We start from the raw sequence: 24,641 nt of genomic DNA, 5'->3' as shown, positions 1-24,641 counted from the left end.
TACCACTATTCGGGTTCACTTCAATTTGGATCGGTGTTTTATTTTTAAAAGATATTAAATACAGCGTTTAATTGAAGTAAGCTAATAACAGCTAAGAAGATTAAACTGTATTTCATTGCTGTTTTAAATAGAGCAGATTCTTTACCAACTAGTCCAACTGCGGCACAAGCAACTGCTACAGATTGTGGTGAAACCATTTTTGCCATTGTACCACCTACTACGTTTAAGGCAACGAGTGTAGAAGGAACGATGTTTAACTGGTCTGCTGTTACTGCTTGAAGTGGTGCGAATAAAGAACCACTTGAAACTACTGAACCTGTAATGAATACGCCAATCCATCCTAAGATTGGAGAAAGAACTGGGAATGCATTACCAGTAGAAGAGAATGCAAGTCCAAGTGTAGATGACATACCAGAGTAGTTCTCTACGTAAGCTAAAGCGATAACGCTACAAATTGTATATACTGGAGCTTTTAATTCTTTCATTGTTTCAATCATTAATTCTTTAACCATTTTACCTTTTACGCGGTAAACGATAAGTGAAACGATAATTGCTAGTACAATCGCAGTAGTTGTAGAAGAGAATACATCAAATTTGAAAACAGCTGCGAAAGGTGTATCAGCTTTTGTAATTGGTGTAGTTTTCATAACAGCATTATGAAGACCAGGGAACTGAATGTTAAATACTAAGTTTGCTAAAGCACCATCTGGAGCAAATAAAGCTTTAATCGGTTTTAAGTTAAAGATTGTTACAAATGCAGTTAAGAATACGAATGGAGACCAAGCATATAAAATTTGATTGAATGTATGTGATACTTTAGTTTCTTGTTTTTCTTCTTTAGTAGAAGATTTTGGTTGCCAAACACGTAAGAATAATGCAAGAGCAATCATACTTACAACGGCTGCGAAAATGTTAGTAAGTTCTGCACCTAAGAAGTAAGTTACAAGGAACTGAGTAATTGCGAAAGAAACACCACTTACAAGAATACCTTGCCAAGTTTCTTTAATACCTTTAATTCCATCGACCATTGAAACAAGTAAGAAAGGTAAGATAATACTAATGAAAGGTAAAATAAGAACAGTTTGACGACCAATAGTTAATGCGTCAAGTTCAGTTAATTGTGCTGGTACTGTAACTGGAATACCCATAGCACCCATAGCACCACCAGCAATATTAGCTACTAAACAAATACCTGCTGCTTTTAATGGATTAAAGCCCATACCGACAAGTAGTGCAGCTGTAATAGCAACTGGAACCCCTAGACCAGCTGCGCCTTCTAAGAAAGCACCGAAAGAATAAGCGATTAATAATACTTGTAAACGTTGATCATTTGTAATGCTTGAAATACTATCGCGAATAATATTGAATTGCTCTGTTTTAACAGTTAATTTGTAAAGGAAAATTGCGGCAATAACGATAGTACAAATTGGATAAAATCCAGATAAAACACCGAATCCGGCAGATGCTACAGCTACTGTTGCTGGCATTTTATAAACAAATATTGCAAGGATAATAGCGACAATCACACTATAAAGACCAGCCATGTAGCTTTTCATTTTGAATCCCATTAAACAAATGATGAAACAAAAGATTGGAAGTGCTGCGATTAGTGCAGATAACCAAATATTGTTTAATGGGTCATAAATTTGTGTCCAAGTACTCATAATAATGACAACTCCTATCTATTATATGTGAAGAAATTCACATTATTTGTGAAACTATTCACAATCAACTTACATGCTTAGTATATTCTCCTTCAACACTATTGTCAACGTAAAAAAGTATAATTATTCCATAATAGTGTTAAAAGAAAAGCTTTGTTCATAAAGTAGACAAAAAGCACACTTAAATGAATTTAAGTGTGCTGTATAAATTATTTGCATATTATTTTGCTTATTCAGATGGCATGTTTCCTATAGGTGTATATTAGATGCCGTATTTTATATAGAGTATAAAGTTTGATATATGCCACTTATCTGTCCTGTTTGATCTAGTGAGGGAGGAACGGTGAGTGGATTTAATAGGAAGTCTTTCACAACAATCCAACCGCTTGCAATACGAATAAAAAATAAGAAACAAATTTTTAATACCATATCATCTCTTTTTACTGAAAATTCCTTTTAGCGTAACAAAGAGGTTAAGTATAGTTCAACTACATTACGAAAGGTTATCAATTATAGACGATATTTTACAATACCGTTACTGTGCATTTCAATGAGGTGAAAATATAACAAAAAGCCTGATAAAACAACGTTTGCAAGCAAAGTATTCGTAGGCCATTATTTTGCTTTTTCGTTATATCATATAGTATAATATTCAAAATCAGCAAGGATTTTTTCCTGAATTTTTGCTGATGAAGATGGAAAAATTTTTCGGCTTTATAGGTTGATAAAGTTATGTCGTAACAGGAAATATAAGAACAGATATATAAATAAATAAAAAGAACATAAAAACGCAAATAAAAACGCAAATAAAAACGCAAATAAAAACGAAAATGAGGGGAACTTTATGAGCCAAAATCAATTCGAATGTCGTATTTCAGAAGAAGATGTACAAATGTTAAGAGCGTTAGCTCACCCACTTCGTCTACGTCTAGTAATGGAACTTATGCAAAGAGGAACATGTAATGTAACACAACTACAGGAAGTATTAGAAATTCCGCAATCAACGGTTTCACAACATTTAACGAAGTTAAAGCAAAATAAAGTAGTGCGCTTTGAAAGACGAGGCTTAGAAGTGTATTACCAAATCCATAATGATAAAGTAAGTGCGGTAGTAAAAACATTATTTTCTTAAAATTTGAATATTATGGAAAAAGACGTGTGGAATATACGTCTTTTTTTATTTGTCAGAAAGGTAGCGAGAGAGTAAATATTAGCATGTGAGGAAGAAATGACTATCAATCAACATGCTGCTTTACGGAATATATTCTAAAAGGAAAAGAAAAAATAGAAAGGAGTGTAGTAAGCAAAAGGAGGGATATTAGTATGGATGTGAAACGTGTGAAACAAATCTTATCTTCTTCAAGTAGAATTGACGTTACATATGAGGGCGTACCAGTATGGATTGAGAGCTGTGATGAGCAGAAGGGGAGTGCTCAAGTGTATGATATATCTAATCCTGGTGAGAGCGTTCATGTGGACGTGACAGCTTTAGAGGAGAAATAATAAAAAAGACGCTTCTAATTTTAGAAGCGTCTTTTTGTGTGTTATTCCATCATACTCGCAACTTTTTTAGAGAAGAGAAGGAGTACAAGTCCTAAGACGATAACGATAATACCGATACTTGCAAATACTTCAAGGTATCCTAATGATTGTGTAAAGGAAGCAAGTTTACCTGCTAACCAGTTAGCCATACCCGTACCAGCTAACCATACCCCCATTAGTAATGATGCTAATTTTACAGGAGCGATTGCACTTACCATTGATAGACCGATTGGTGATAAGAATAACTCACCAATTGTATGGAAGAGATAAGTGATAACGATGAATAATAAATTCGCTTTTACAGTTATATCTGCTTCACTACTTCCAGTTTTTAGAACTGCTAATGTTAAAACAAGATAACCTATACCTAGTAAAATCATACCAAATGCCATTTTTGTTGGCACGTTTAAATCACCGCGTTTTGTTTTAGAAAGTTTTAACCATAGCATAGATACAAATGGTGCAAGTAGTACGATGAATGCTGGATTAACGGATTGGAACCAAGATGTTGGAACTTCCCAACCGAAAATTGTACGATCTACAAATTTATTTGTATAAAGTGTTAAAGAACTACCAGCTTGTTCAAATCCTGCCCAGAAGAATACTACGAAACAAGTTAAAATTACAATTGCCCAAGTACGGTTTTTCTCTTGTTTTGTTAAAGGTTTCTTTTCGATTACAGGTTGATCTTTTGATTTTTTACCAACAACTGTTGTTCCTGCTTTACCAAGGTAACGAGGAGCTAATAAGTTGAAAACAATTTGTCCAATAATCATACCGATACAAGCTGCTAAGAATCCGTATTTATATCCCATTACAATAACGCCATTAGCGCTTGTTTTAAAGAAATCTTCTGCTAAAAATCCACAAATAAGTGGAGCAAAGAAAGCACCTACGTTAATACCCATATAGAAGATAGTAAATGCACTGTCACGACGTGAATCATTTTCGCCATACAATTCACCTAACAGTGTAGAAATATTTGGTTTGAAGAATCCATTACCAATAACTAATAGTATTAATCCAAGGAATAGTCCTGTTTTTGTATTCATTGAGAATAGTACAAAATTGCCGATTGCCATAATGATTCCGCCGAGAGTAATGGCATGACGTCTTGTGATATAATGATCCGTTAGCCATCCGCCTATAATTGGCATGAAATATACTGCCGCTGTAAAAGTACCATATAATTGCACTGCGACTGCCTTATCAAATCCTAACCCGCCACTAACAGCAGCAGTTGTTAAATAAAGAACTAAAAGGCCACGCATTCCATAATAACTAAATCTTTCCCACATTTCTGTTAAGAACAACAAGTACAACCCTGGTGGATGTTTTTTTTGTGATTGTTGCTCTCCAGCTTTGTCTAATTTTAAAGCTGCATCCATTTTTGTTTCCCCCTAATCCTGTATAACGGATATTTATGTAATCATTTTAATTTACAAAATATTTAGAAGTCAATAGAATTATATGGAAATAGAAAGAAAATTTCTAAAAAAGTTCTATTTTTCTTCAACCGTTACTGTATTTTGCCCTGAAAACGAGATGATAAGCGTTTTCAAATGTAATAATTGAATTCTAAAATAAAATAAAATAGTGATTAATCAGAAAATTTAGATTAAAACATCTATTCTGATATAGAGAAAATATATTCTATTTACTTTTATAATATAACATATTGGGAATAAAAATACAAAATGAAATAATGTGACACTTCAGTGAAATAGAAAATAGCCAGCACCATAGGAGGGTGCTGGCTAGAGATGTATTATTTAACAAAGCGCTTTTCGATGTCATCTAGTAATAGGTTAGCAGCCATTACACCGCCAGCTGTATTCCAAATAACATCGTCGACTTTGTATGCTTTACCATTTTTTACGGCATTTAAATTTTTAAATAGAGGATCGTTTATATATTCTTTTTCTAGTTCAGATCCTTTTTTCTCATTTCCTTTATCGAATGTGAAGTAGAATAATACGTCACCATCCATAGCAGAAATACGCTCTTTAGATACGTTACGCTCTGCAAAATCATCTTTGTTTTGATCTCCAGGACGTTTAAATCCAAGTTCTTTTAAAATAACACCAGAGAATGTATCGCCATGATAAATACGAACATCACCAGGCATGAAACGAACCATAGAGATTTCTTGATTTACTTTATCGCCAAGTTTGCCTTTTAAATCTTTCATACGTGATTCGTAATCAGCTACAACTTTTTGACCTTCTTTTTCTTTATTTAATGCTTTTGCATAAAATTTGAAGTTATCTTTCCATTCCCCACGTAATGTTTCTGAGAACACAGTAGGTGCAATTGCTTTTAGTTGTTCGTACACTTTTTCGTGACGCATTTTGTTACCGATAATTAAGTCTGGTTTTAAAGAAGCAATTGTTTCAACGTTAACTTGTCCTTCATCACCAACAACTTTTACATCTTTCATTTTATCCTTAATATGTGGATACCATGGGTCACCAGTCCAAGACTTTACAGCACCAACTGGTTTCACACCTAATTCAAGTAAAGCTTCAGTTCCTTCATTTGTTAAGATAACTACACGTTTTGGATTAGCAGGAACTTCTGTTTTACCCATTGCATGTTCTACAGTAACCACTTCTTTTTTATTATCTTCTTTTGTAGATTCTTCTTTGTTATTTGCTTTTCCACAAGCGCTTAAAAGCATTGAAAATGCTAGTAAAAATACAAATACTGTAAACGATTTTTTCCGCATGAAATTCATTATGTACCCCCTACATGTTGAGAATATTTTTCAATAGCAAGCATGATATTAAGCCTTTATCTTTTGATTGTCAATACATATGGTTGAAAATAATTCTCATTTCCGTTGACAATAAGAATTAAGTTGAAATACACTTACAACGTATCATTATACATTGAAGGGGAAACGCTGCATGTTATTAAAAACAAATCAAGCAAAATGGATTGGATTATTTGTTGGAATCATTGCAGTCGTTATTTGTATTTGGGGAAGTATTATTTTCGGATATACAAATACGAGCTGGAAATTAGCGCTAGATGCTTTTTTCCATTTTAATGGTTCTAATGAACATATTATTATTCAAAATGTGCGCCTTCCAAGGGCACTTATAGCAGCAAGTGTTGGTGCTAGTTTAGCCATCGCGGGTTGTCTTATGCAAACTTTAACTAAGAATCCACTTGCTTCTCCAGATTTTATTGGATTAAATTCAGGTGCTGCGTTCTTCATAGTTGTAGCAATTGTAATCTTTTCAGTAACATCATTATCAGCTTTCACATGGATTGCCTTTTTAGGAGCTGCGGTTGCAGCTGTACTTGTATTTGCTTCTAGTTCTTTAGGAAAAGAAGGGACTACTCCTCTTAAGTTAACGTTAGCAGGGGTCGCAATTAGTGCGTTATTTTCATCATTAACACAAGGATTACTTGTGTTAAATGAAAAAGCACTTGAAGAGGTATTATTTTGGCTTGCTGGATCTGTGCAAGGGAGAAAGTTAGAAATTTTACAATCTGTATTCCCATATTTATTAATAGGATGGATTGCATCTCTTATGATGGCAGGGAAAGTAAATACATTGATGATGGGAGAAGACGTCGCGAAAGGACTTGGACAACGAACAATTTTAATGAAATCATTCGTGTTACTTATTATTGTACTGTTGTCTGGTGGTTCAGTTGCGGTTGCTGGTCCAATTGGATTTATTGGAATTATTACTCCGCATTTTGCTAGATTTCTTGTTGGAGTTGACCACAGATGGAGAGTACCTTATAGCGGATTGTTAGGGGCAATACTACTAATATTGGCTGATATAGCAGCAAGATATGTCATTATGCCACAAGAAGTACCAGTAGGAGTTATGACAGCATTTATTGGAGCACCGTTCTTTATTTATATTGCACGTAAGAGAGGGCTTAGCAAATGAAGAAATATATTCCGTTTCGTATAGGAAAAGGCGAGCTCTCGTTTTTAATGTATAAACGAGCTTGTCTCGTCTTGTTAAGTTTACTAGTTGTTTTAATAGGATTATTCTTTGCGAGCGCAGGTATGGGAGACATGAAAATTGCTCCTTATGACGTATGGCAAGCAATTACCGGAAATGGCGATGCAATGTCAAATATGGTTGTAAATAAGTTTCGTATGCCACGTATTTTAATTGCTATCCTCGTAGGAATTGCGCTTGCGGTAGCGGGCTGTATTTTACAAGGGCTCGTTCGAAATCCGCTTGCTTCTCCTGATATCATCGGGATTACGGGCGGGGCAAGTGTCGCAGTTGTATTATTTTTAGCGTTATTTAGTGATAAAAATAATGCACTAACGGTAAGTATTCATTATATGCCGCTCGCAGCTTTTGCAGGAGCAACGATTGTAGCGGTTTTTGTATACTTATTTGCATGGCAAAATGATGGATTATCACCAATTAGTCTCGTTTTAATTGGTGTTGGATTTTGGGCATTAACGAAGGCGGCGACAACATTATTTATGTTGCTAGCACCAATTTATCAAGCGAGCCAAGCGAATGTATGGATTACGGGTACCGTTTACGGCTCTTCTTGGCAAAATGTTATGGTACTTGCGCCTTGGGTTCTCATTTTAACAGTAATATCATTTATCGCAGCTAGGCATTTAAATGCACAAGAGCTAGGGGATGATATAGCGGTAGGACTTGGGGTTCCTTTAACGAAGTCGCGTGTATTTATGTTATTACTTAGTACAGCTTTAATTGGTGGTGCGGTAGCTTTTGCCGGAGGGATTGGATTTGTCGGTTTAATGGCACCTCATATTTCACGAAGATTAGTTGGTTCTTTATACGGTGCATTACTCCCAGTTGCAGCTATTGTCGGTGCAATTCTAGTACTTGCTGCAGATTTAATAGGGCGTACAATTTTCACACCACTTGAAATTCCAGCAGGGGTATTTACATCAGCAATTGGTGCACCTTATTTCATTTATTTACTTTATAAAAGTCGGAATTCATAAAGGGAGATGAATATGCAAAAAGCATTGGAGACGAAACGCTTGACGTTGTCTTATGGTGAAACAATTATTATTGATGAGCTGAACTTAGAAATTCCAAAAGGAGAAATTACAATTTTTATCGGTTCTAACGGTTGCGGGAAATCAACTTTATTACGTTCACTAGCCAGATTATTAAAGCCAACAAATGGTGATATTTTGTTAGATAATCAAGCAATTCAAAGTATGCAAACGAAGCAAATTGCTCGTCAAATGGCGATTTTACCGCAAGGACCACAAGCACCAGAAGGACTTACAGTATTACAACTTGTAAAGCAAGGGCGTTATCCATACCAAACATGGCTGAAGCAATGGTCAGAAAAAGACGAGGAAATGGTACAGAAGGCACTTGCAGCAACAGGTATGACAGAATTTGCTGAGCGTGATGTGCATGCTCTTTCAGGTGGGCAGCGTCAACGTGCTTGGATCGCAATGACACTTGCACAAGATACAGAGATCATTTTACTGGATGAGCCAACTACATACTTAGATATGACTCACCAAATTGAAGTGCTAGATTTATTATTCGAATTAAATGAAACAGAACAAAGAACAATTGTTATGGTATTACATGATCTGAATTTAGCATGCCGCTATGCAGATAACATCGTAGCAATTCAAGATAAACAAATATATGCACAAGGTAAACCTGAAGAAGTGGTAGATGAGAAACTAGTACGTGATGTATTCCGAATGGAGTGTCAAATTAGTACGGATCCGTTGTTTGGAACACCGCTTTGTATCCCGCACGGAAGAGGAAGACGTGTAGTTAAAGAAGTTGCCCAGGCAATGAGATAAAAAAACGATGAGTGATTCATCGTTTTTTTATTTGGTACAAGAAAATAAGAGGAAGAGAGGAATTCGTAAGCGACGTTTATACTCTTCTTCATTTTGAAAATAGGTTGGATTTGGTGTAGCTTCTTTTAATGATGTAATGGTAAATCCAGCTTGCTGTAATAATGTAAAATACTCTTCCGTTGTACGATGATATTTAATAACTTCTTGGTCAATCCATGGTTCAACCCGTTTGCCTAGTTTAAAATAATCATCGACGAGCCAACTCGTTCTTTTACCACTTGTGTGTAAGCTTTCAAATGAAGAAGTAATAACGGGATGTTGAACGCTAAAGGTAAAGGTGCCATTTGTTTTTAAAGTTTGAAACACATTTTGAAAAATGGTATCAAGATGTTCAATATAATGTAAGGCGAGTCTAGAGGTTACTAAATCAAAAGTGGAAGAGGGATAGGTATAATCTTTGAGGTTTAAAAAATGAACAGATCCATTTTTATTTTCTAGTTGTTTTTTAGCTTTTTCATACATAAGCTCGGAGCCTTCAATGCCGGTGTAAGAGTAGCAACCCTTTTCTAATAATTCCACACCAAACTTAGCGTCACCACAGCCTAAATCGAGAATTTGTTTTCCTTTCACATTACCAATGAGTGGAAAGAATACTGGTTTTTCAATGGATTCATTTGGGCTATTTTCTCGGTATCTTCGTTTCATATATTGTTCGAAAAATGCTGTGTTATTGTATACATCAGATTCTGTAAATGCCACGTTTGAAGCCTCCCTAAATATTTTTTTAATTCTATCAAATATGAAAAGTAAATGATAGATTTATTGTAATGAATCATATATAATCTAGAATTGTAAGCGGTTACTTTAAGCTATTTTTCTATAATAAATTCTGAAAACGTGTTAAGCTAGTAGAGGGATTATTAGAACTATTAAGATAATAATCCGCTTACATGAACGATGGGAGGCTTCACAATGTCTAGTAAAACACTTGCGAAATTTTTAGAAGAAAATTTAGAGGATTTAAAATCAAAGGGGCTTTATAACGTAATTGATCCGCTTGAGAGTTCGAATGGACCGATCATTACAATAGGCGGAAAAGAATATATTAACTTATCTTCAAACAACTATCTTGGATTAGCAACAGATAGCCGTTTGCAAGAAGCAGCAATTGGTGCTATTCATAAGTACGGCGTTGGAGCAGGGGCTGTTCGTACAATTAACGGTACTTTAGATTTGCATATTAAGTTAGAAGAAACAATTGCAAAGTTTAAACATACAGAAGCAGCAATTGCTTATCAATCAGGATTTAACTGTAATATGGCAGCGATTTCAGCTGTTATGGATAAAAATGATGCGATTCTTTCAGACGAATTAAATCATGCATCTATTATTGACGGTAGTCGTCTATCAAAAGCAAAAATTATTGTTTATAAACATTCTGATATGGAAGATTTACGCCAAAAAGCAATCGCGGCGAAAGAATCAGGTCTTTACAATAAATTAATGATAATTACAGACGGTGTTTTCTCAATGGATGGAGATGTTGCAAAACTACCAGAAATTGTTGAGATTGCAGAAGAGTTAGATTTAATGACATACGTAGATGATGCACACGGTTCAGGTGTACTTGGAAAAGGTGCAGGGACTGTAAAGCACTTCGGTCTTTCTGATAAAGTTGATTTCCAAATTGGTACATTATCAAAAGCAATTGGGGTAATTGGTGGATATGTAGCAGGGAAACAAAACTTAATTGACTGGTTAAAAGTTCGTTCACGTCCATTCTTATTCTCTACAGCATTAACACCAGCTGATGCGGCAGCTTGCATGAGATCAATTGAAATCTTAATGGAAAGCACAGAGTTACATGATCGTCTATGGGAAAACGGTCGCTATTTAAAACAAGGGTTAAAAGAACTTGGCTTTAACATTGGAGAAAGTGAAACGCCAATTACACCTTGTATTATTGGTGACGAAGTATTAACACAAGAATTTAGTAAACGTCTAAATGAAGAAGGCGTATATGCAAAATCTATCGTGTTCCCAACTGTAGCAAAAGGAACAGGTCGTGTTCGTAATATGCCTACAGCAGCTCATACGAAAGAAATGTTAGATGAAGCAATTCGTAAGTATGAAAAAGTAGGGAAAGAAATGGGCATCATTTAAGTAACGACATCTTTTGAATAGCTTGCAAATGAGGAGTGGGGAAAATGAAAAAAATTCTAGTAACCGGTTCTTTAGGGCAAATTGGTTCTGAACTAGTAATGAAACTTCGTGATGTATACGGCGCATCAAATGTTATTGCAACAGATATTCGTGAAACAGACAGTGAAGTAGTAACGTCTGGTCCATTTGAAACGTTAGATGTAACAGATGGACAAAAACTACATGATATCGCAAAGCGTAATGAAGTAGATACAATTATTCATTTAGCAGCTTTACTTTCAGCAACAGCAGAAAAAAATCCGTTATTTGCATGGAATTTAAATATGGGTGGACTTGTAAATGCTCTAGAAGCAGCTCGTGAATTAAACTGTAAGTTCTTCACGCCAAGTTCTATCGGTGCATTCGGTCCATCGACGCCAAAAGATAATACACCGCAAGATACAATTCAGCGTCCTACTACGATGTATGGGGTAAACAAAGTAGCAGGAGAATTACTATGTGATTATTATTATCAAAAGTTTGGTGTAGATACGCGCGGTGTCCGTTTCCCAGGTTTAATTTCTTATGTAGCTCCTCCAGGAGGCGGAACGACTGATTATGCCGTTGAAATTTACTATGAGGCGATTAAAAAAGGTGTATACACCTCATACATTGCTGAAGGAACGTACATGGACATGATGTATATGCCTGATGCTTTACAAGCGATCATTTCATTAATGGAAGCTGATCCAAGTAAGCTAGTGCATAGAAATGCATTTAACATTACAGCAATGAGCTTCGAGCCAGAGCAAATTGCAGCGTCAATTCGTAAACACATTCCGACGTTTACAATGGATTATGCAGTAGATCCAGCTCGTCAAACAATCGCTGATAGCTGGCCAAACTCTATTGACGCAACAGCAGCAATGAAAGAGTGGGGCTTCAAAGCAGAATACGATTTAGATAAAATGACAACTGACATGCTGGCTAAGTTAAAAAAAAAGCTTGCAGCTGAGTTAGTGATGAATTAATAGGAAGGGTCGATTCTTAGGAATCGACTCTTTTTATTTGTATTTTGGGAATATGCAAATAATTACAAATGTGATAGAATGAGTTAATTTGTGTGTAAAGGGGAGACAAGGAATGGAGAAATGGGAGTTAGCAAAGGAAATTTACAATACGTCACGTTTAACGGGAACATTTAAACTTCGATCAGGACAAGTATCAAATCAATACTTTGATAAGTACTTATTTGAATCTAATCCAGTACTGTTATTAGAAATTACTAAACAGTTGAAAGAGCTCATTCCTCCTGATACAGAAGCACTCGCTGGTTTAGAGATGGGAGGAATTCCAGTAGCAACGGCATTATCTTTACAAACAGGTATACCAGTCGTACTTGTAAGAAAAGAAGCGAAGAAGTACGGCACATGTAAGTTGGCAGAGGGTGTTGATATTGCTGGGAAAAATGTTTGTGTTGTTGAAGATGTCATTACGACAGGCGGTCAAATATTATTAAGCACGAAAGATTTAAGAGAACTAGGTGCGAAAGTTAATCATGTTCTAGGTGTGATTGAACGAACAAAAGAAGGAAGAGATAACTTATTAGAAGATGGATTGCAGTTGCACTCCTTATTTACAATGGATGAGTTAATTGAAGGGGAAATGCAACATGCAAAGAGTTGATGTCGTATATGCACTAATACATGACGAAGAAACAGATAAAATATTAATGGTACATAATGTAGAACAAAACGTTTGGTCATTGCCAGGCGGGGCTGTAGAAAAAGGTGAAATATTAGAGGAAGCACTAATAAGAGAAGTGAAAGAAGAGACAGGTTTAACTGCTACGTTAGGTGGACTTGTTGCGATCAATGAAAAATTCTTTGAAGAATCAGGGAATCATGCGCTATTTTTTACATTCCGAGCGAATGTAGTAAAAGGTGAACTTATTGCGGAAGATGAAGGTGAAATTTCTGCAATAGAGTGGGTGGATCGAACAATTGCGAATGAGCGCTTCCCATACTATGACGGAGGATTTGAATCTTTGTTAGAAGTAGCCATTCCATACAAGTTTCAACCAGAAACAAAGTAATTGAACGAAAAAACAGGAGCCACAAGGCTCCTATTTTCTATTCAATCGTCTTCAGTAATAATTTTTTCAGTAATGGTTTAATCTTCAATCGTAAATCTTCAGCGTGATTTGCAACTAAGAAGTGATGGTTATAAATGTTTTTCATCAATTGATAAGTTGCTTCTTTCGCTTCGCCTTCTTCGATGAAGATACCGATTACTTCCATACCACTTTTACGCGCGAGTTTAACAGCTTCATGCGTATCTAAAATTCCGTCTTGTTGATAGTCTAGCGCAGAAGGCTCACCGTCTGTGAAGACTAGTAAGAATTTGTGTTTCTCAGGTCTTTTGGCAAGCTTTTCAGAAACGATACGAATAATATATCCGTCGCGGTTATCTTCTTCTTCACGAAGTTGCATAATTTCTGGACCAACGTTTGGTAACGTTGAGTTTTTATAATTTACAACTTCATGGATAACGTTCGGCTTATCTTCAGGTTTAGCGCTAGAGGCATCTTCCCAAAATCCGCTAATAGCGTGCGGGATTTTTAAAGATTTTAAAGCTTCATGGAATAGTACAACACTCTTCTTCGTCTCTTCCATTTTGTTATACATAGAACCAGAACAGTCAACTAACAGTTGGAATGCAACATCGAGTTCTTGTGACTCTTGTCCTTTTTTATAAAACATCCGCGGTTGTTTTTCGGTATAAATACGAAGGAATTTCTTACGAAGTCTTCCGTAATATTTATCACTATTCGCATTCGTTTTATTTTCAATCGTTTTTTCGATAATTTTCTTTAATTCTTTTACATCTTTATTGACGACTGATTTGATAGCTTGGTAATCTTTTTTCTCATCGATATTTGCTTTGCGAGCTTCTTTAAATGTATGAGAAGCACCTACATTATACTTACCATATGCACCGTCGTGCTGGCTAGAAGCGTGTGAAGCCCTTGCTTCTTCTGTATCAGCGCCATCAAAGTTGGATTGTGTACTTTTTTGAGAAGTACCTTGTACAGAACCAAGTGCCTGGTCGCCATCTTCTGATTCACGAGCAGTATCGCCCATCATGTTTGTTTTTGTTCCGCTTTCTAATTCAAAGCGTAAAAAGTTTTCGTTTTCGTTATTTTTATTTTCACGATGCCATGTGGAGAAACTTTCATCCATTTTGTTTTTATTTTCATCGTCATCTATGAGCTGCGTATCATCATTTGCTAAATCTTCGACGCGACAGTTCTTTTCGTCTGCAATGACAGATAAGTAAAGTGGAGCATGTCCGAAATAGTTGTTAAGCATATCACTTTCAAGAAGCGCCTCTAAGCGATAGCGAATTTTCTCAACGATATACATAATATCTTCTGTATTACGTGCTTGGAATGTTTCATGTAAAATCGCTTCAATTTGCTCAAAATATTCATTATTAAACATTTCATATTTATCGCTCGTTAATGAAAGATAGCATAGGCAAAATAGACGATCACCGTGATAATTACGAACGCGGTTTATTTCATTTTGAGAGCCGAAATAATTGCGGTACATTTCTTTTCGGCGTTTAAAAACATGTTTCGTGCCAGGACGTAAGTTCTTTACGATTTCCTCAACGCGTAAATCTTCTAATAGAACAAATAATTGTGTTAAAAACTTTTTTAGGGGCGATTCTTGCAATTCAATCGCATAAGAACGAATTAAAGTCATGTCCGAGTAATGTTTATTACCAAGTGCTTTTAAGAACACTTCGCTTTTTAATCCGATTACTGTATCTTCTTCTTTTCGATCATCCCAAAAGTGACTAATGACAACTTTCTTTTCAATTTCGTCGTAGTATGCTTTATAGCCGTATTCAAGATAGGCATCGTCTTCTTTTAGAAGGGCATACATTAAGTTTTCCATTTGTAGAAACAGCGACGCATCAATTTTTTTGTCACTAAAAATTTGTCTCATAAATTATCCCTCAAAGAAATAACTTTCTGCTAATTCACGGACAGTCATTTGTTCTGTTTCATCATTAAGTTTTGCAATTATGCTTCGTTCAATAGCTCGCATAACAGGAATATATACACCTAAATCACATGCATCGATAATACCACGAATACTTGCTGCTTCTTCACTTACACGTCCATCGCGAGCTAAAGGCATAAGGTCGCTTGCAAATGCAACAAACTTTTCAATTGTTGCAACATCATTTAATTTTGACTCTGCTAATAATAGTTCTTTTAATGTGTCACCTTGAATGTAAGGAACTTCAATAATAACGAAACGGTTTTTTAATGCTTCATTTAGTTCACTTGTTCCAACGTAACCTTCGTTAATCGCAGCAATTACACGGTATTCTTCATCACCGTATACAACCTCTTGTGTAAATGGGTTTGTGATCATTTTACGGTAATCTAATGCGCCGTGAAGTAGCGGTAAAGTTTCAGGTTTTGCCATATTGATTTCGTCAATATATAAGAAGTGACCGTTCTTCATTGCTTTCATAAGAGGACCGTTAACGAATGAAACTTCAGATGCACCATCTTTCGTTTGTAGTGTGTTGTATCCTAAAATACCTTCTACATCTAAGTCGACAGAGCAGTTAATGCTATGCATTGGTTTTTGGAATAAAGAAGAAAGTGTTTCCGCTAGTACTGTTTTACCACTACCAGTCGGTCCTTTTAATAGAATGTTCTTGCCAAGAAGAAGTGCTGTAATCGCATCTTCGATAATGCTATTATCAGATGCTTTATATATTTTAGTACCGATTAAATGAGCATTTTCACCAGCTTCTTGTTTATTCTTTTCATGAATCGTAGAAAGCTGTTGTTTTAAATCAGCATGTATATGAAATTGTTCTAACATGTATTTCCCACCTAACATTATTTTCATAAAGTAATACATCTTATGATAACTTGTTTTAATATGGTATGCAAAGAAAAGGAAGGAGGATAAAGGGAAAAGAAAAAGCAATCAAGATGAAGTTGATTGCCTACAGTAAAGGAGAAATGAGCCTCATGAAAGACTCCAATATGCGTTTTTTTATACTTCTTTTTTGGAAAGAGTTCCATTTAATTTCAGTTGAGTGTTTAAAATCTTCTTCAAAATCACGTTTAATATCGTGAACTGTTTTTGATTCATAAAGTACGCTAATAATTTCGTAATTCAATTCAAAGCTACGTACATCCATGTTCGCTGTTCCAATAGTTGCAATTGTATCATCAACGAGTACAATTTTTGCATGCATAAAACCATCTTTATAACTGTAAATAGAAGCACCAGCTTTTAAAAGCGGAGTGAAATAGGATTGAGATGCTTGATCACTAATGATACTATCACTTTTACCTGGATATAAAATCCGTACATCTATTCCGGCAATTGCACTTAAGCGTAATAATGTTAAAGTTTCTTGGTCTGGAATAAAGTAGGGTGTAGCGATCCAAATGGATTTTTTTGCAGAGCCCATAACAGCTAATAATGTATTACGAATACTTTTATCATCAGAGCTTGGTCCGCTTGCTACGATTTGAACAGCACCTTCTGCATTTGAAATCTCTTTACCTGGGAAGTATTGTCTATTCATGAATTGATCCCAGGAATAAGTATTTAAACCACTAGAGGCATAGAGCCAGTCTTCTAGAAAGATTGCTTGTAATTTATATAATGCTTTTCCTTCTATTTTTAAATGACTATCACGCCAAACGGGAAATTTCTTTGAACGGCCAAGATATTCATCACCGACATTGAGTCCTCCGGTAAAACCAATTTCTCCATCTACAATAACGATTTTTCGATGATTACGATAATTGACAGTTTCAAGTAACCAAGCTGAAAAAATAGGGTCAAATTCTACAATTTCAATCCCAGCTTCTTTCATAGGTTGCAAAAATCGTCTTCTTAACGTGTTACTTCCAAGACCATCATAAAGGAAGCGTATAATAACACCATCTTTTGCTTTTTGTATTAAAGCATCTCGAACTTTTGTACCAATTTCATCAGATTTATAAATGTAGTATTGAATATGTATATGATGTTTTGCCTGCTCTATAGCTCGCAAAATTTCTGAAAATGTTTGATCTCCGTTTGTTAAAAGTTTTGTAGTTGTTTTATCTGCGGCAGGACCGCCTCCAAATTTTTGTATGACTTCTGTTAAATGTATGGAACGTTCATTTAGTGGGACTGTGAGTAATAACTCTAGTCTTCTTCCTTCTAATATTTCACGGAATAATTTTCTTTGTTCTTCTGAACGATGGAGATGTTTTTTTCTTCTCCAGCGGCTGCGCCCGAAAATAGCGTATAAAAGCACACCTATAATAGGAAGAAGTGCTAATACTAAAAACCATGCCAATGTGCTTTGTGGAGATCTATTTTCTATAAAGATAACGAATGAAATTCCTACGATTGTGATGGACCATAGAGCACCGACAAATGTATATAACGAAATATACGATGTATTTAATAGGAACAGAACGATAGATACAATTGTAAATATTAATAGTAACTGAACGATAGGCTTCTTCATTTCTATATAATTCCCCTAATCTTTTTTCAATATAGACTTCCTAAATAGAAGATGTAATATGACATCTTTATTATAAGGTGTTTTGCTTTTTTTACAAAATATAGACATTTCACCTATACTTTCCGCATTTGTCCTACATACAGTGTACTATCACATTTTTATCCCACTCTTAATGCATATGAAAATGAAAAAATCGAAAAGGAGCGGAGAAACATGAATTATATAGAAAATAATGGATTGTACTATCGGAATCATCACCATGGAGGACACAATCATGGTGGGCACAATCATAACGGCGGACAGCATCACCATGGAGGACACAATCACTATGATCATCATCATCATCACGGAGGCGGCTGGGGCTGGGGTGGTAGTTCATGGGGAGGCGGATTTTTCCCTGGAAGCTTTGCAGGAGGAGTGTTAGGCGGACTGACAGCTGGTGCATTAACAGGTACAACAAGTGGAGGATATTATCCAGCTCCATATCCAGTAACTTATCCGTCACCATACCCTGTAGCGTATCCAATGCCATACCCAGGTTATCAGCAAATACCCTATTCATATTAAACTAAAAAAGAGGCTATCCTCTTTTTTAGTTTAATATGGTATTTATTTATAAAATACTTCCAAAATTAAGGTGAAAATATGTTAATATTTTGTTATTGTAATTCAAAAACATATACATTAATGTAGGTTTTCATATTATTATTCGTGAATAGTTATTTAGTATGGTCTAATTTCTATTTCGTTATTAAAAAACAAAGAAACCAGACATGAGTGGACTTATTTGGAAATAAGGATTGGATAGAGCCACTTAAAGGGATTGCAGTATAATAAGGCACGAGATAATTAGGGAGATGAGAAGCTACTAGTTATAATTGAAACAGTATAATATTGCTTTTTATTACAAATAATATTATGTTATTTTAATCGGTCTATTTAAAAAGATAATTTATGTAATGGGCTAGTATTAGAAAATGAAATATCTCTATTTCTATGAAGAGAAACAGGTTGTGTTTTAGTCAGATAGGAAGCAAGGAGAGATGCGCATGCTAGAACAGAGAGGTCATGCATTATATGACTCTTCATTGCGAGATTTAAAGTTAGCATTAGATGAGTCTTCAATTGTTGCAATTACAGATCGAAAAGGTCTTATTACATATGTAAATGATAAATTTTGTGAAATCTCTAAATATAAAAGAGAAGAATTAATTGGAAAAGATCACCGTATTTTAAATTCAGGACATCATCCGAAAACCTTTTTTCAAAACTTATGGAAACGTATTTTGAATGGGAAAGTATGGACAGGTGAGATTCGGAATCGAGCAAAAGATGGTACATATTATTGGGTCAAAACAACAATTGTTCCATTTTTAAATGAAAAAGGAGAGCCATACCAGTTTATCGCAATTCGAAATGATATTAGTAGTAGAAAAGAAGCGGAACATAGATTGCGGCTAAGTGAAAGTCGTTATAGGGAACTTGCCTATCATGATGCTTTAACGAGTTTGCCTAACCGTTTACAATTAATAACGACCGTTAATAAATTGATTGCAGATAAAAAAGAATTTGGTATGATTTACTTTGATTTGGACCGTTTTAAATTAGTAAATGATACGTTAGGTCATATGATAGGGGATTTACTTTTAAGCGAAGTTGCTTCACGGTTGCATTATGTACTAGGAGAGAAAGATGTTCTGGCTAGGCTAGGTGGCGACGAATTTGTGCTGTTAACAAAAAATCATAGACAAGATGATATGAGGCAGTTAGCGACATCTGTGTTGTCATGTTTCCAGGCACCATTTATGCTTGAAGGCCATGAAGTATACATTTCAGCTAGTCTAGGACTTTGTTCTTATCCACAAGACGGACAAGATGTGGAAACGTTATTGAAAAACTCTGACTTAGCTATGTATAGTGCAAAAGAACAGGGGAGAAATGCTGCATGTTTCTTTACAGATGAGCTACGCGCGAAAATAAATCGCAGAATGAAAGTTGAGTTTGCTTTGCAAAAGGCAATTCGTGATGAAGAGTTAGATGTAGCATTGCAGCCTATTATTGATTTGAAAACGAAGAGATATTCTGGTATAGAAGCTTTAGTACGATGTATGACAGAAGATGGACCTATTTCACCAAGCGAATTTATCCCCGTAGCTGAAGAGTCTGGACTTATTATAAAGCTAGGAGACTGGGTATTAGAAAAATCATGCCGATTGTTTAAAACATTGCCAAATTATCAAGAAGGACTAAAGTTATCTGTGAATTTATCTATACAACAATTAATGCAGAAACGTTTTATTTTGTCTGTACGTAGCATTTTAAAGAGAACTGGTTTTCCTCCGAACCGTTTAATATTAGAAATAACGGAAAGCATTGCAGTTCGCCATTTTGATTATATTATTGCTACATTACAAGAATTAAGAAATATGGGTGTTTTAATTGCTTTGGATGATTTCGGAACTGGCTATTCTTCCTTATATTATTTAAAACAACTACCACTGGATATTGTGAAAATTGATCGTAATTTTATTCGTGAATTTCATTATGATCACGCACAGCCAGAACGAACGATTGTAAAATCTGTTATTGAAATTGCTCATAGTTTAAATTTAGCAGTAGTTGCTGAAGGGGTAGAAACAGTAGAACAAGAGAGTTTATTACAATCAATGAGCTGTGATTATGTACAGGGATTTTATTATGCGAAACCTTTATCTGTAGGAGAGCTAAAAGAAAAGTTAATTACAGATTTTTAATAAAAAAGAGAAGCCAGCAGCTTCTCTTTCTTTAATTCGTTTTTTGTGAGTCTTTCATTAGTACGGGATAAAGAATAAGACCTAATACGAACAATCCAATTCCTAAGAAGAACGTTTTTAAATCAGCAGTTCCCGTTTTGATAACCCAAATTGAGTATACAAATGCCAATGTAGTAATGATCCCGTCCTTTATTCGAGAACCAGGCATTATATCATACGTTTCTCCTGTAATAACCAGTTTGAATTGGTACAGAGTAGAAACAAGGTATGGAATTAAATAGGCTAATGTTGCTACGACGATAGCGAAACTATACGCTTCTGAAACAGTACCAGAAATCGTTGAAAATAAGAAGATTTGCGTCATTACATTTGTAATCAATAATGATTTTGAAGGACTACCTTTTTTATTTGTTTTCCCGAAAAACTTAGGGAAAAGTCCATTCTTTGCTGCCTGGTAAGGTACTTCTGAACTAACAACAATCCAGCCAACTGTAGATCCAAATAAAGATATAAGAGCGAGTAAAGCCATTATATATGCACCTTTATTTCCAATTGCTAAATTTAATGCGTCTACTAATGGTTTTTGAGACTCTTTTAAAGCATCTTGCGGAAGAGCTCCCATTGTAAGTAAAGTAATTGACATGTAAATAAGAAGAGCGATAATTAATCCGAAAATCGTAGCTTTTTTTACATCGCGCTGTGATTTTGCACGATTAGAAAGCATAACTGCTGATTCAATACCGATAAATGCCCAGAGGGTTGCAATAGCAGCTGAATTGATTTGTCCACCTAACGAGATGGATTGTCCAGCTTCATTCATAAAGGTTTGACCGTCTCCGAAATTAGAGGCATTGAAAATGAATAATGTAATTACAATAAACATTGTAAATCCGATAATTTTTGCAATGGTAGCAAGTAGATTCATATTTCCAGCTCGATCAATATTTTGAGAAAGAATATATTGAATTCCCCACAGCATAAGGCTACATATGAGGAAAGTTAACCCTTTTCCGAGTTCTAGTGAAAATCCGTTTATTGAAAAAAGAATTTGCTTACTTTGTAAAACTGGAAAGAACGTTGATAAATATCCAGCAAAGGAAATAATAACAGATGCTGTTGCAGCCCAGTTAGCAGCCCAATATCCCCATGCCATACTATATCCTGCAACTTTACCAGCTTTTTTTGAAGGAAACATCGCTTGAGCATAGCTTTGTGGTCCAGCTTTTAATTCTGGTTTCCGAATCGCTAAATTTCCAAATACAAGTGCAATCATAAATACGCCAAGGCCTGTAATACTCCATGCGAGTGTAGAACCCATTGGACCTGATACTTGTGCTAAATTTGCTGGAAGCATAAATACGCCGCCGCCAACCATATTCCCGATAACAAATGCTGTTAAAACCCATAATCCCCATTTTTTCGTTTCCATTTTTGTTAACTCCTTTGTAGTAAGTTTTGCTTAAACATCATTTTTTACTAGCCTTTTTGACAATAAAAAAAGAGCCATGTAGATAAAAAATACCTACATGGCTCTTCGCCTGACGTAGGTACAACGGGAATAACCCTTGTACCTACGCGTAATTTTCCGCTAGGTTTCAAGGGTTAAGTATGATGATGATGTTTTTGTGCAAATGTAACTACAATTGTTGTATAAGTAAGCATAGTTCTTTGCTCCCTCTCTCCTCTGATTTTGAAGTTAGTATACTACATGTTTTTTTGAATGAAAAGAAAAATATAAAAATTTTTATAAAAATCCGTTTTAGAGATTAAAAATTCACCTGTATTTTTCCTATACTGGAAAATAAGTGAGAGATTGGCAGAAGAGTGTAGCATGGTATAATACATATAGAATTAGAAGGTGACAAGGGGCTAGTGTAGATGATGAGTAAGTATGAACAAATTTATACAGAAATCAGTAAGTCTATTGATAATAAGCAATTAAAAGAAGGATGCAAAATCCCATCAGAAACAGAATTAATGAAGCAGTATGAGGCAAGCCGAGGTACGGTAAGAAAAGCAGTAGATTTACTGCAAGAGCGTGGATATGTGCAAAAAATTCATGGAAAAGGTGTTTTTGTTTTAAAGCGAAAAAACATTGAGTTTAATTTCGGTGGTATTGTAAGCTTTCAAGAAGAAAATGAACGTTTAGGGCGTGATTGTATTACAGATGTCGTAGAAATGGAGAAAATCGAAGCGACGGAAGACGTAGCAAAGTTATTAAACGTGAAAGAAAAAACAGAGATTGACCATATTAAACGTGTACGAAATATTGATGGAGAAAAAGTAATTTTAGATATAAATCATTTTGTATCTGAGTTTATTCCAGGATTAACGAAAGAAATTGCAACTGCATCGATTTATAAATACATCGAGAAAGAGCTTGGGCTACATATTAGTTATTCGCAGAGGGTAATAGAAGTACAGCCATGTACAGAGGATGACAGAAAGTATTTAGATTTAAATGGAACAGACTATGTTGTCGTTGTGAAAAACTTTACACATTTGTATGATGGAAGTCAGTTTGAATATACAGAATCACGCCACCGTTTAGATATTTTTCACTTTTCGGATGTGGCACGCAGGAAGTAAAGAGGTGGAACAAAATATTGTTTCATCTCTTTTTTTTATAAAAAAAACACAAACTCGTATATACGAGTATTGACTAACTTATATATACGAGTTAATATGTAATTGTAAACGGTATCAAAAAAAGAAAAGAGGGACGGGAATATGGGGAAAGACTATCGTAAAACAGCAGAGGAAGTGTTGCAGTATATTGGTGGGAAAGACAATATTGAACAAGCTGCACATTGTGTGACGAGGCTCCGTATCGCTTTAAAAGATGAAAGTAAAATAGATAATGATAAATTACAGTCTGTTTCATTAGTGAAAGGAGCGTTTCATAACGCTGGTATATTTCAAGTTGTAATTGGTCCAGGGGATGTAGATCGTGTTTACGCTGAATTGATAACGCTTGCAGGTATGAAAGAATCGACTGTAGCTGACGTAAAAGACTCTGGAAATCAGAAGTTAAATCCAGCTCAAAAGTTTGTAAAAATATTTTCGGATGTATTTATGCCGATATTACCAGCGATCGTAACAGCTGGTTTACTAATGGGTATTAACAATCTATTAGGGGCAAAGGACTTATTTTTTGATGGGAAAAATTTATTAGATGTTTATCCGAACTTAGGCGGGCTTTGGGATTTAATTAATATGATGGCCAATACAGCATTCGTATTCTTACCAGCACTTGTCGGGTGGTCAGCAACGAAGCGTTTTGGTGGTAGTCCAATACTAGGGATTGTTATGGGATTAATGCTTGTGCATCCGGCCTTATTAAACGCTTGGGACTATGGAAAAGCAGCGACTGGTTTAGAGGGTCAAAAGATTGAGTACTTCAATATTTTAGGACTGTTCCAAATTGAGAAGGTAGGATATCAAGGACAAATTTTACCTGTTTTAGTAGCTGCATTTGTGTTAAGTAAAGTAGAAATCTTTTTAAAGAAACATGTACCAAATGCAATTCAATTATTAGTTGTACCAATTACAACAATCGTTGTGACAGGTGTGTTAGCATTAGGAATTATCGGTCCGGTTACACGTCATATCGGAGATTTATTAACAGTAGGATTAGTAGGTGTATATGAAACAGTACCAGTAGTTGGAGCAGTATTATTTGGAGCATTATATGCACCGCTCGTAATTACAGGTATGCATCATATGTTTATTGCAATTGATTTACAATTAATTGCACAACATGGTGGTACATTTATTTGGCCGATGATCGCTCTTTCTAACATTGCGCAAGGTAGTGCGGCACTTGCGATGTTCTGGATTTCTAAAAATCAAAATGATAAAAGTATGGCATCGACATCAGCCATTTCAGCATACTTCGGTATTACAGAACCAGCGATGTTTGGTGTGAATTTACGAAATAAGTTCCCGTTTTATGCAGCGATTATAGGGTCTGCTGTGGCAGCGATATTCATTACATTAAATGGTGTATTAGCACCTGCTATCGGAATTGGCGGATTGCCAGCATTTATTTCTATCATTCCGAAATCGATTCCAATTTTTATTGTAGGAATGATTATTGCAGTTGTAATCCCATTTACTTTAACATGGTTATTTGCAAAAAGAGTCAAACAGAAGTAGGAGGAAGTT

21 protein-coding genes are annotated in these 24,641 nt (G+C 35.3%); 13 read left to right on the top strand and 8 right to left on the bottom strand.

Going from position 1 to position 24,641, the window contains the following annotated elements; translation table 11 throughout:
- Window positions 1–44: 44 nt before the first annotated feature.
- Window positions 45–1,664 carry a lactate permease LctP family transporter gene (locus tag RT27_RS14530; protein WP_016083562.1) on the bottom strand — a complete coding sequence of 540 codons (1,620 nt, stop codon included), beginning with the start codon at window positions 1,662–1,664 and terminating at the stop codon, window positions 45–47.
- Window positions 1,665–2,508: 844 nt separating this feature from the next.
- Between RT27_RS14530 and RT27_RS14525 the strand changes: the two genes are divergently transcribed.
- Together RT27_RS14525 and RT27_RS14520 are read left to right on the top strand one after the other, a co-directional pair.
- Window positions 2,509–2,796: a metalloregulator ArsR/SmtB family transcription factor gene (locus tag RT27_RS14525; RefSeq protein ID WP_000081428.1), complete on the top strand. Its 288-nt coding sequence runs from the start codon at window positions 2,509–2,511 to the stop codon at window positions 2,794–2,796.
- A gap of 191 nt (window positions 2,797–2,987) precedes the next feature.
- Window positions 2,988–3,167 carry an acid-soluble spore protein H gene (locus tag RT27_RS14520; protein ID WP_043936520.1) on the top strand — a complete coding sequence of 60 codons (180 nt, stop codon included), beginning with the start codon at window positions 2,988–2,990 and terminating at the stop codon, window positions 3,165–3,167.
- Window positions 3,168–3,208: 41 nt separating this feature from the next.
- Here RT27_RS14520 and RT27_RS14515 read toward each other — a convergent pair whose 3' ends face one another.
- Together RT27_RS14515 and RT27_RS14510 are read right to left on the bottom strand one after the other, a co-directional pair.
- Entirely contained in the window at window positions 3,209–4,594 is a 1,386-nt protein-coding gene (locus RT27_RS14515) for a peptide MFS transporter (protein WP_043936519.1), read from the bottom strand.
- Between the two features lie 380 nt (window positions 4,595–4,974).
- Window positions 4,975–5,943: an iron-siderophore ABC transporter substrate-binding protein gene (locus RT27_RS14510; RefSeq protein WP_043936518.1), complete on the bottom strand. Its 969-nt coding sequence runs from the start codon at window positions 5,941–5,943 to the stop codon at window positions 4,975–4,977.
- 172 nt (window positions 5,944–6,115) lie between these two features.
- Between RT27_RS14510 and RT27_RS14505 the strand changes: the two genes are divergently transcribed.
- Genes RT27_RS14505 through RT27_RS14495 form a run of 3 tightly spaced genes read left to right on the top strand, consistent with a single transcriptional unit; the run spans window position 6,116 to window position 9,009 of the window.
- Window positions 6,116–7,120, top strand: a complete 1,005-nt coding sequence (locus RT27_RS14505) for an iron ABC transporter permease (RefSeq protein ID WP_000925211.1) — start codon at window positions 6,116–6,118, stop codon at window positions 7,118–7,120.
- On the top strand, window positions 7,117–8,175 hold the full coding sequence (locus RT27_RS14500; RefSeq protein WP_000760059.1) for an iron ABC transporter permease: 1,059 nt from the start codon (window positions 7,117–7,119) through the stop codon (window positions 8,173–8,175). The genes RT27_RS14505 and RT27_RS14500 overlap by 4 nt, the downstream gene beginning before the upstream one ends.
- A 12-nt stretch (window positions 8,176–8,187) precedes the next feature.
- A complete protein-coding gene (locus tag RT27_RS14495) occupies window positions 8,188–9,009 on the top strand; it encodes an ABC transporter ATP-binding protein (RefSeq protein ID WP_043936517.1) in 822 nt (273 codons plus the stop codon).
- 27 nt (window positions 9,010–9,036) lie between these two features.
- Here RT27_RS14495 and RT27_RS14490 read toward each other — a convergent pair whose 3' ends face one another.
- Window positions 9,037–9,768: a class I SAM-dependent methyltransferase gene (locus RT27_RS14490; protein WP_043936516.1), complete on the bottom strand. Its 732-nt coding sequence runs from the start codon at window positions 9,766–9,768 to the stop codon at window positions 9,037–9,039.
- 213 nt (window positions 9,769–9,981) lie between these two features.
- Here RT27_RS14490 and RT27_RS14485 point away from each other — a divergent pair, with 213 nt between their 5' ends.
- From RT27_RS14485 to RT27_RS14470, 4 genes are all read left to right on the top strand, one after another.
- Window positions 9,982–11,172: a glycine C-acetyltransferase gene (locus RT27_RS14485; protein WP_043936515.1), complete on the top strand. Its 1,191-nt coding sequence runs from the start codon at window positions 9,982–9,984 to the stop codon at window positions 11,170–11,172.
- 44 nt (window positions 11,173–11,216) lie between these two features.
- On the top strand, window positions 11,217–12,182 hold the full coding sequence (locus RT27_RS14480; RefSeq protein ID WP_029441548.1) for an L-threonine 3-dehydrogenase: 966 nt from the start codon (window positions 11,217–11,219) through the stop codon (window positions 12,180–12,182).
- 112 nt (window positions 12,183–12,294) lie between these two features.
- Window positions 12,295–12,837, top strand: coding sequence for an orotate phosphoribosyltransferase (gene pyrE / locus RT27_RS14475; RefSeq protein WP_043936514.1), 543 nt, complete (start codon window positions 12,295–12,297; stop codon window positions 12,835–12,837).
- Window positions 12,824–13,246, top strand: coding sequence for an NUDIX hydrolase (locus RT27_RS14470; protein ID WP_043936513.1), 423 nt, complete (start codon window positions 12,824–12,826; stop codon window positions 13,244–13,246). The genes pyrE and RT27_RS14470 overlap by 14 nt, the downstream gene beginning before the upstream one ends.
- 37 nt (window positions 13,247–13,283) lie before the next feature.
- On the opposite strand, the gene RT27_RS14465 is transcribed toward RT27_RS14470, so the two are convergent.
- The 3 genes from RT27_RS14465 to RT27_RS14455 form a co-directional block, all read right to left on the bottom strand.
- Window positions 13,284–15,167 carry a VWA domain-containing protein gene (locus tag RT27_RS14465; protein WP_043936512.1) on the bottom strand — a complete coding sequence of 628 codons (1,884 nt, stop codon included), beginning with the start codon at window positions 15,165–15,167 and terminating at the stop codon, window positions 13,284–13,286.
- 3 nt (window positions 15,168–15,170) lie between these two features.
- Window positions 15,171–16,064 (bottom strand): MoxR family ATPase, encoded by an 894-nt coding sequence (locus RT27_RS14460; RefSeq protein ID WP_000892974.1) that lies wholly within the window; start codon window positions 16,062–16,064, stop codon window positions 15,171–15,173.
- 127 nt (window positions 16,065–16,191) lie between these two features.
- The gene (locus RT27_RS14455) at window positions 16,192–17,721 is read right to left on the bottom strand and encodes a cardiolipin synthase (protein ID WP_043936511.1); all 1,530 of its coding nucleotides are present in this window, start codon (window positions 17,719–17,721) and stop codon (window positions 16,192–16,194) included.
- Between the two features lie 213 nt (window positions 17,722–17,934).
- On the opposite strand from RT27_RS14455, the gene RT27_RS14450 reads away from it, so the two are divergent.
- Both RT27_RS14450 and RT27_RS14445 read left to right on the top strand, forming a co-directional pair.
- Entirely contained in the window at window positions 17,935–18,288 is a 354-nt protein-coding gene (locus tag RT27_RS14450; RefSeq protein WP_043936510.1) for a hypothetical protein, read from the top strand.
- Window positions 18,289–18,770: 482 nt separating this feature from the next.
- On the top strand, window positions 18,771–20,474 hold the full coding sequence (locus tag RT27_RS14445; RefSeq protein ID WP_029441552.1) for an EAL domain-containing protein: 1,704 nt from the start codon (window positions 18,771–18,773) through the stop codon (window positions 20,472–20,474).
- A gap of 31 nt (window positions 20,475–20,505) precedes the next feature.
- On the opposite strand, the gene RT27_RS14440 is transcribed toward RT27_RS14445, so the two are convergent.
- Window positions 20,506–21,903, bottom strand: coding sequence for an amino acid permease (locus tag RT27_RS14440; RefSeq protein WP_043936509.1), 1,398 nt, complete (start codon window positions 21,901–21,903; stop codon window positions 20,506–20,508).
- A 449-nt stretch (window positions 21,904–22,352) separates the two neighbouring features.
- On the opposite strand from RT27_RS14440, the gene treR reads away from it, so the two are divergent.
- Window positions 22,353–23,063, top strand: coding sequence for a trehalose operon repressor (gene treR / locus RT27_RS14435; protein WP_043936508.1), 711 nt, complete (start codon window positions 22,353–22,355; stop codon window positions 23,061–23,063).
- A gap of 141 nt (window positions 23,064–23,204) precedes the next feature.
- Window positions 23,205–24,632: a PTS system trehalose-specific EIIBC component gene (gene treP / locus RT27_RS14430; RefSeq protein ID WP_043936507.1), complete on the top strand. Its 1,428-nt coding sequence runs from the start codon at window positions 23,205–23,207 to the stop codon at window positions 24,630–24,632.
- Window positions 24,633–24,641: the final 9 nt, after the last annotated feature.

Source organism: Bacillus sp. L_1B0_5, from assembly GCF_000836715.1.
Taxonomy (GTDB): Bacteria; Bacillota; Bacilli; order Bacillales; family Bacillaceae_G; genus Bacillus_A; species Bacillus_A thuringiensis_S.
The sequence above is the reverse complement of the archived record's forward strand: the minus strand, read 5'-3'. Positions and strand labels throughout refer to the sequence as shown.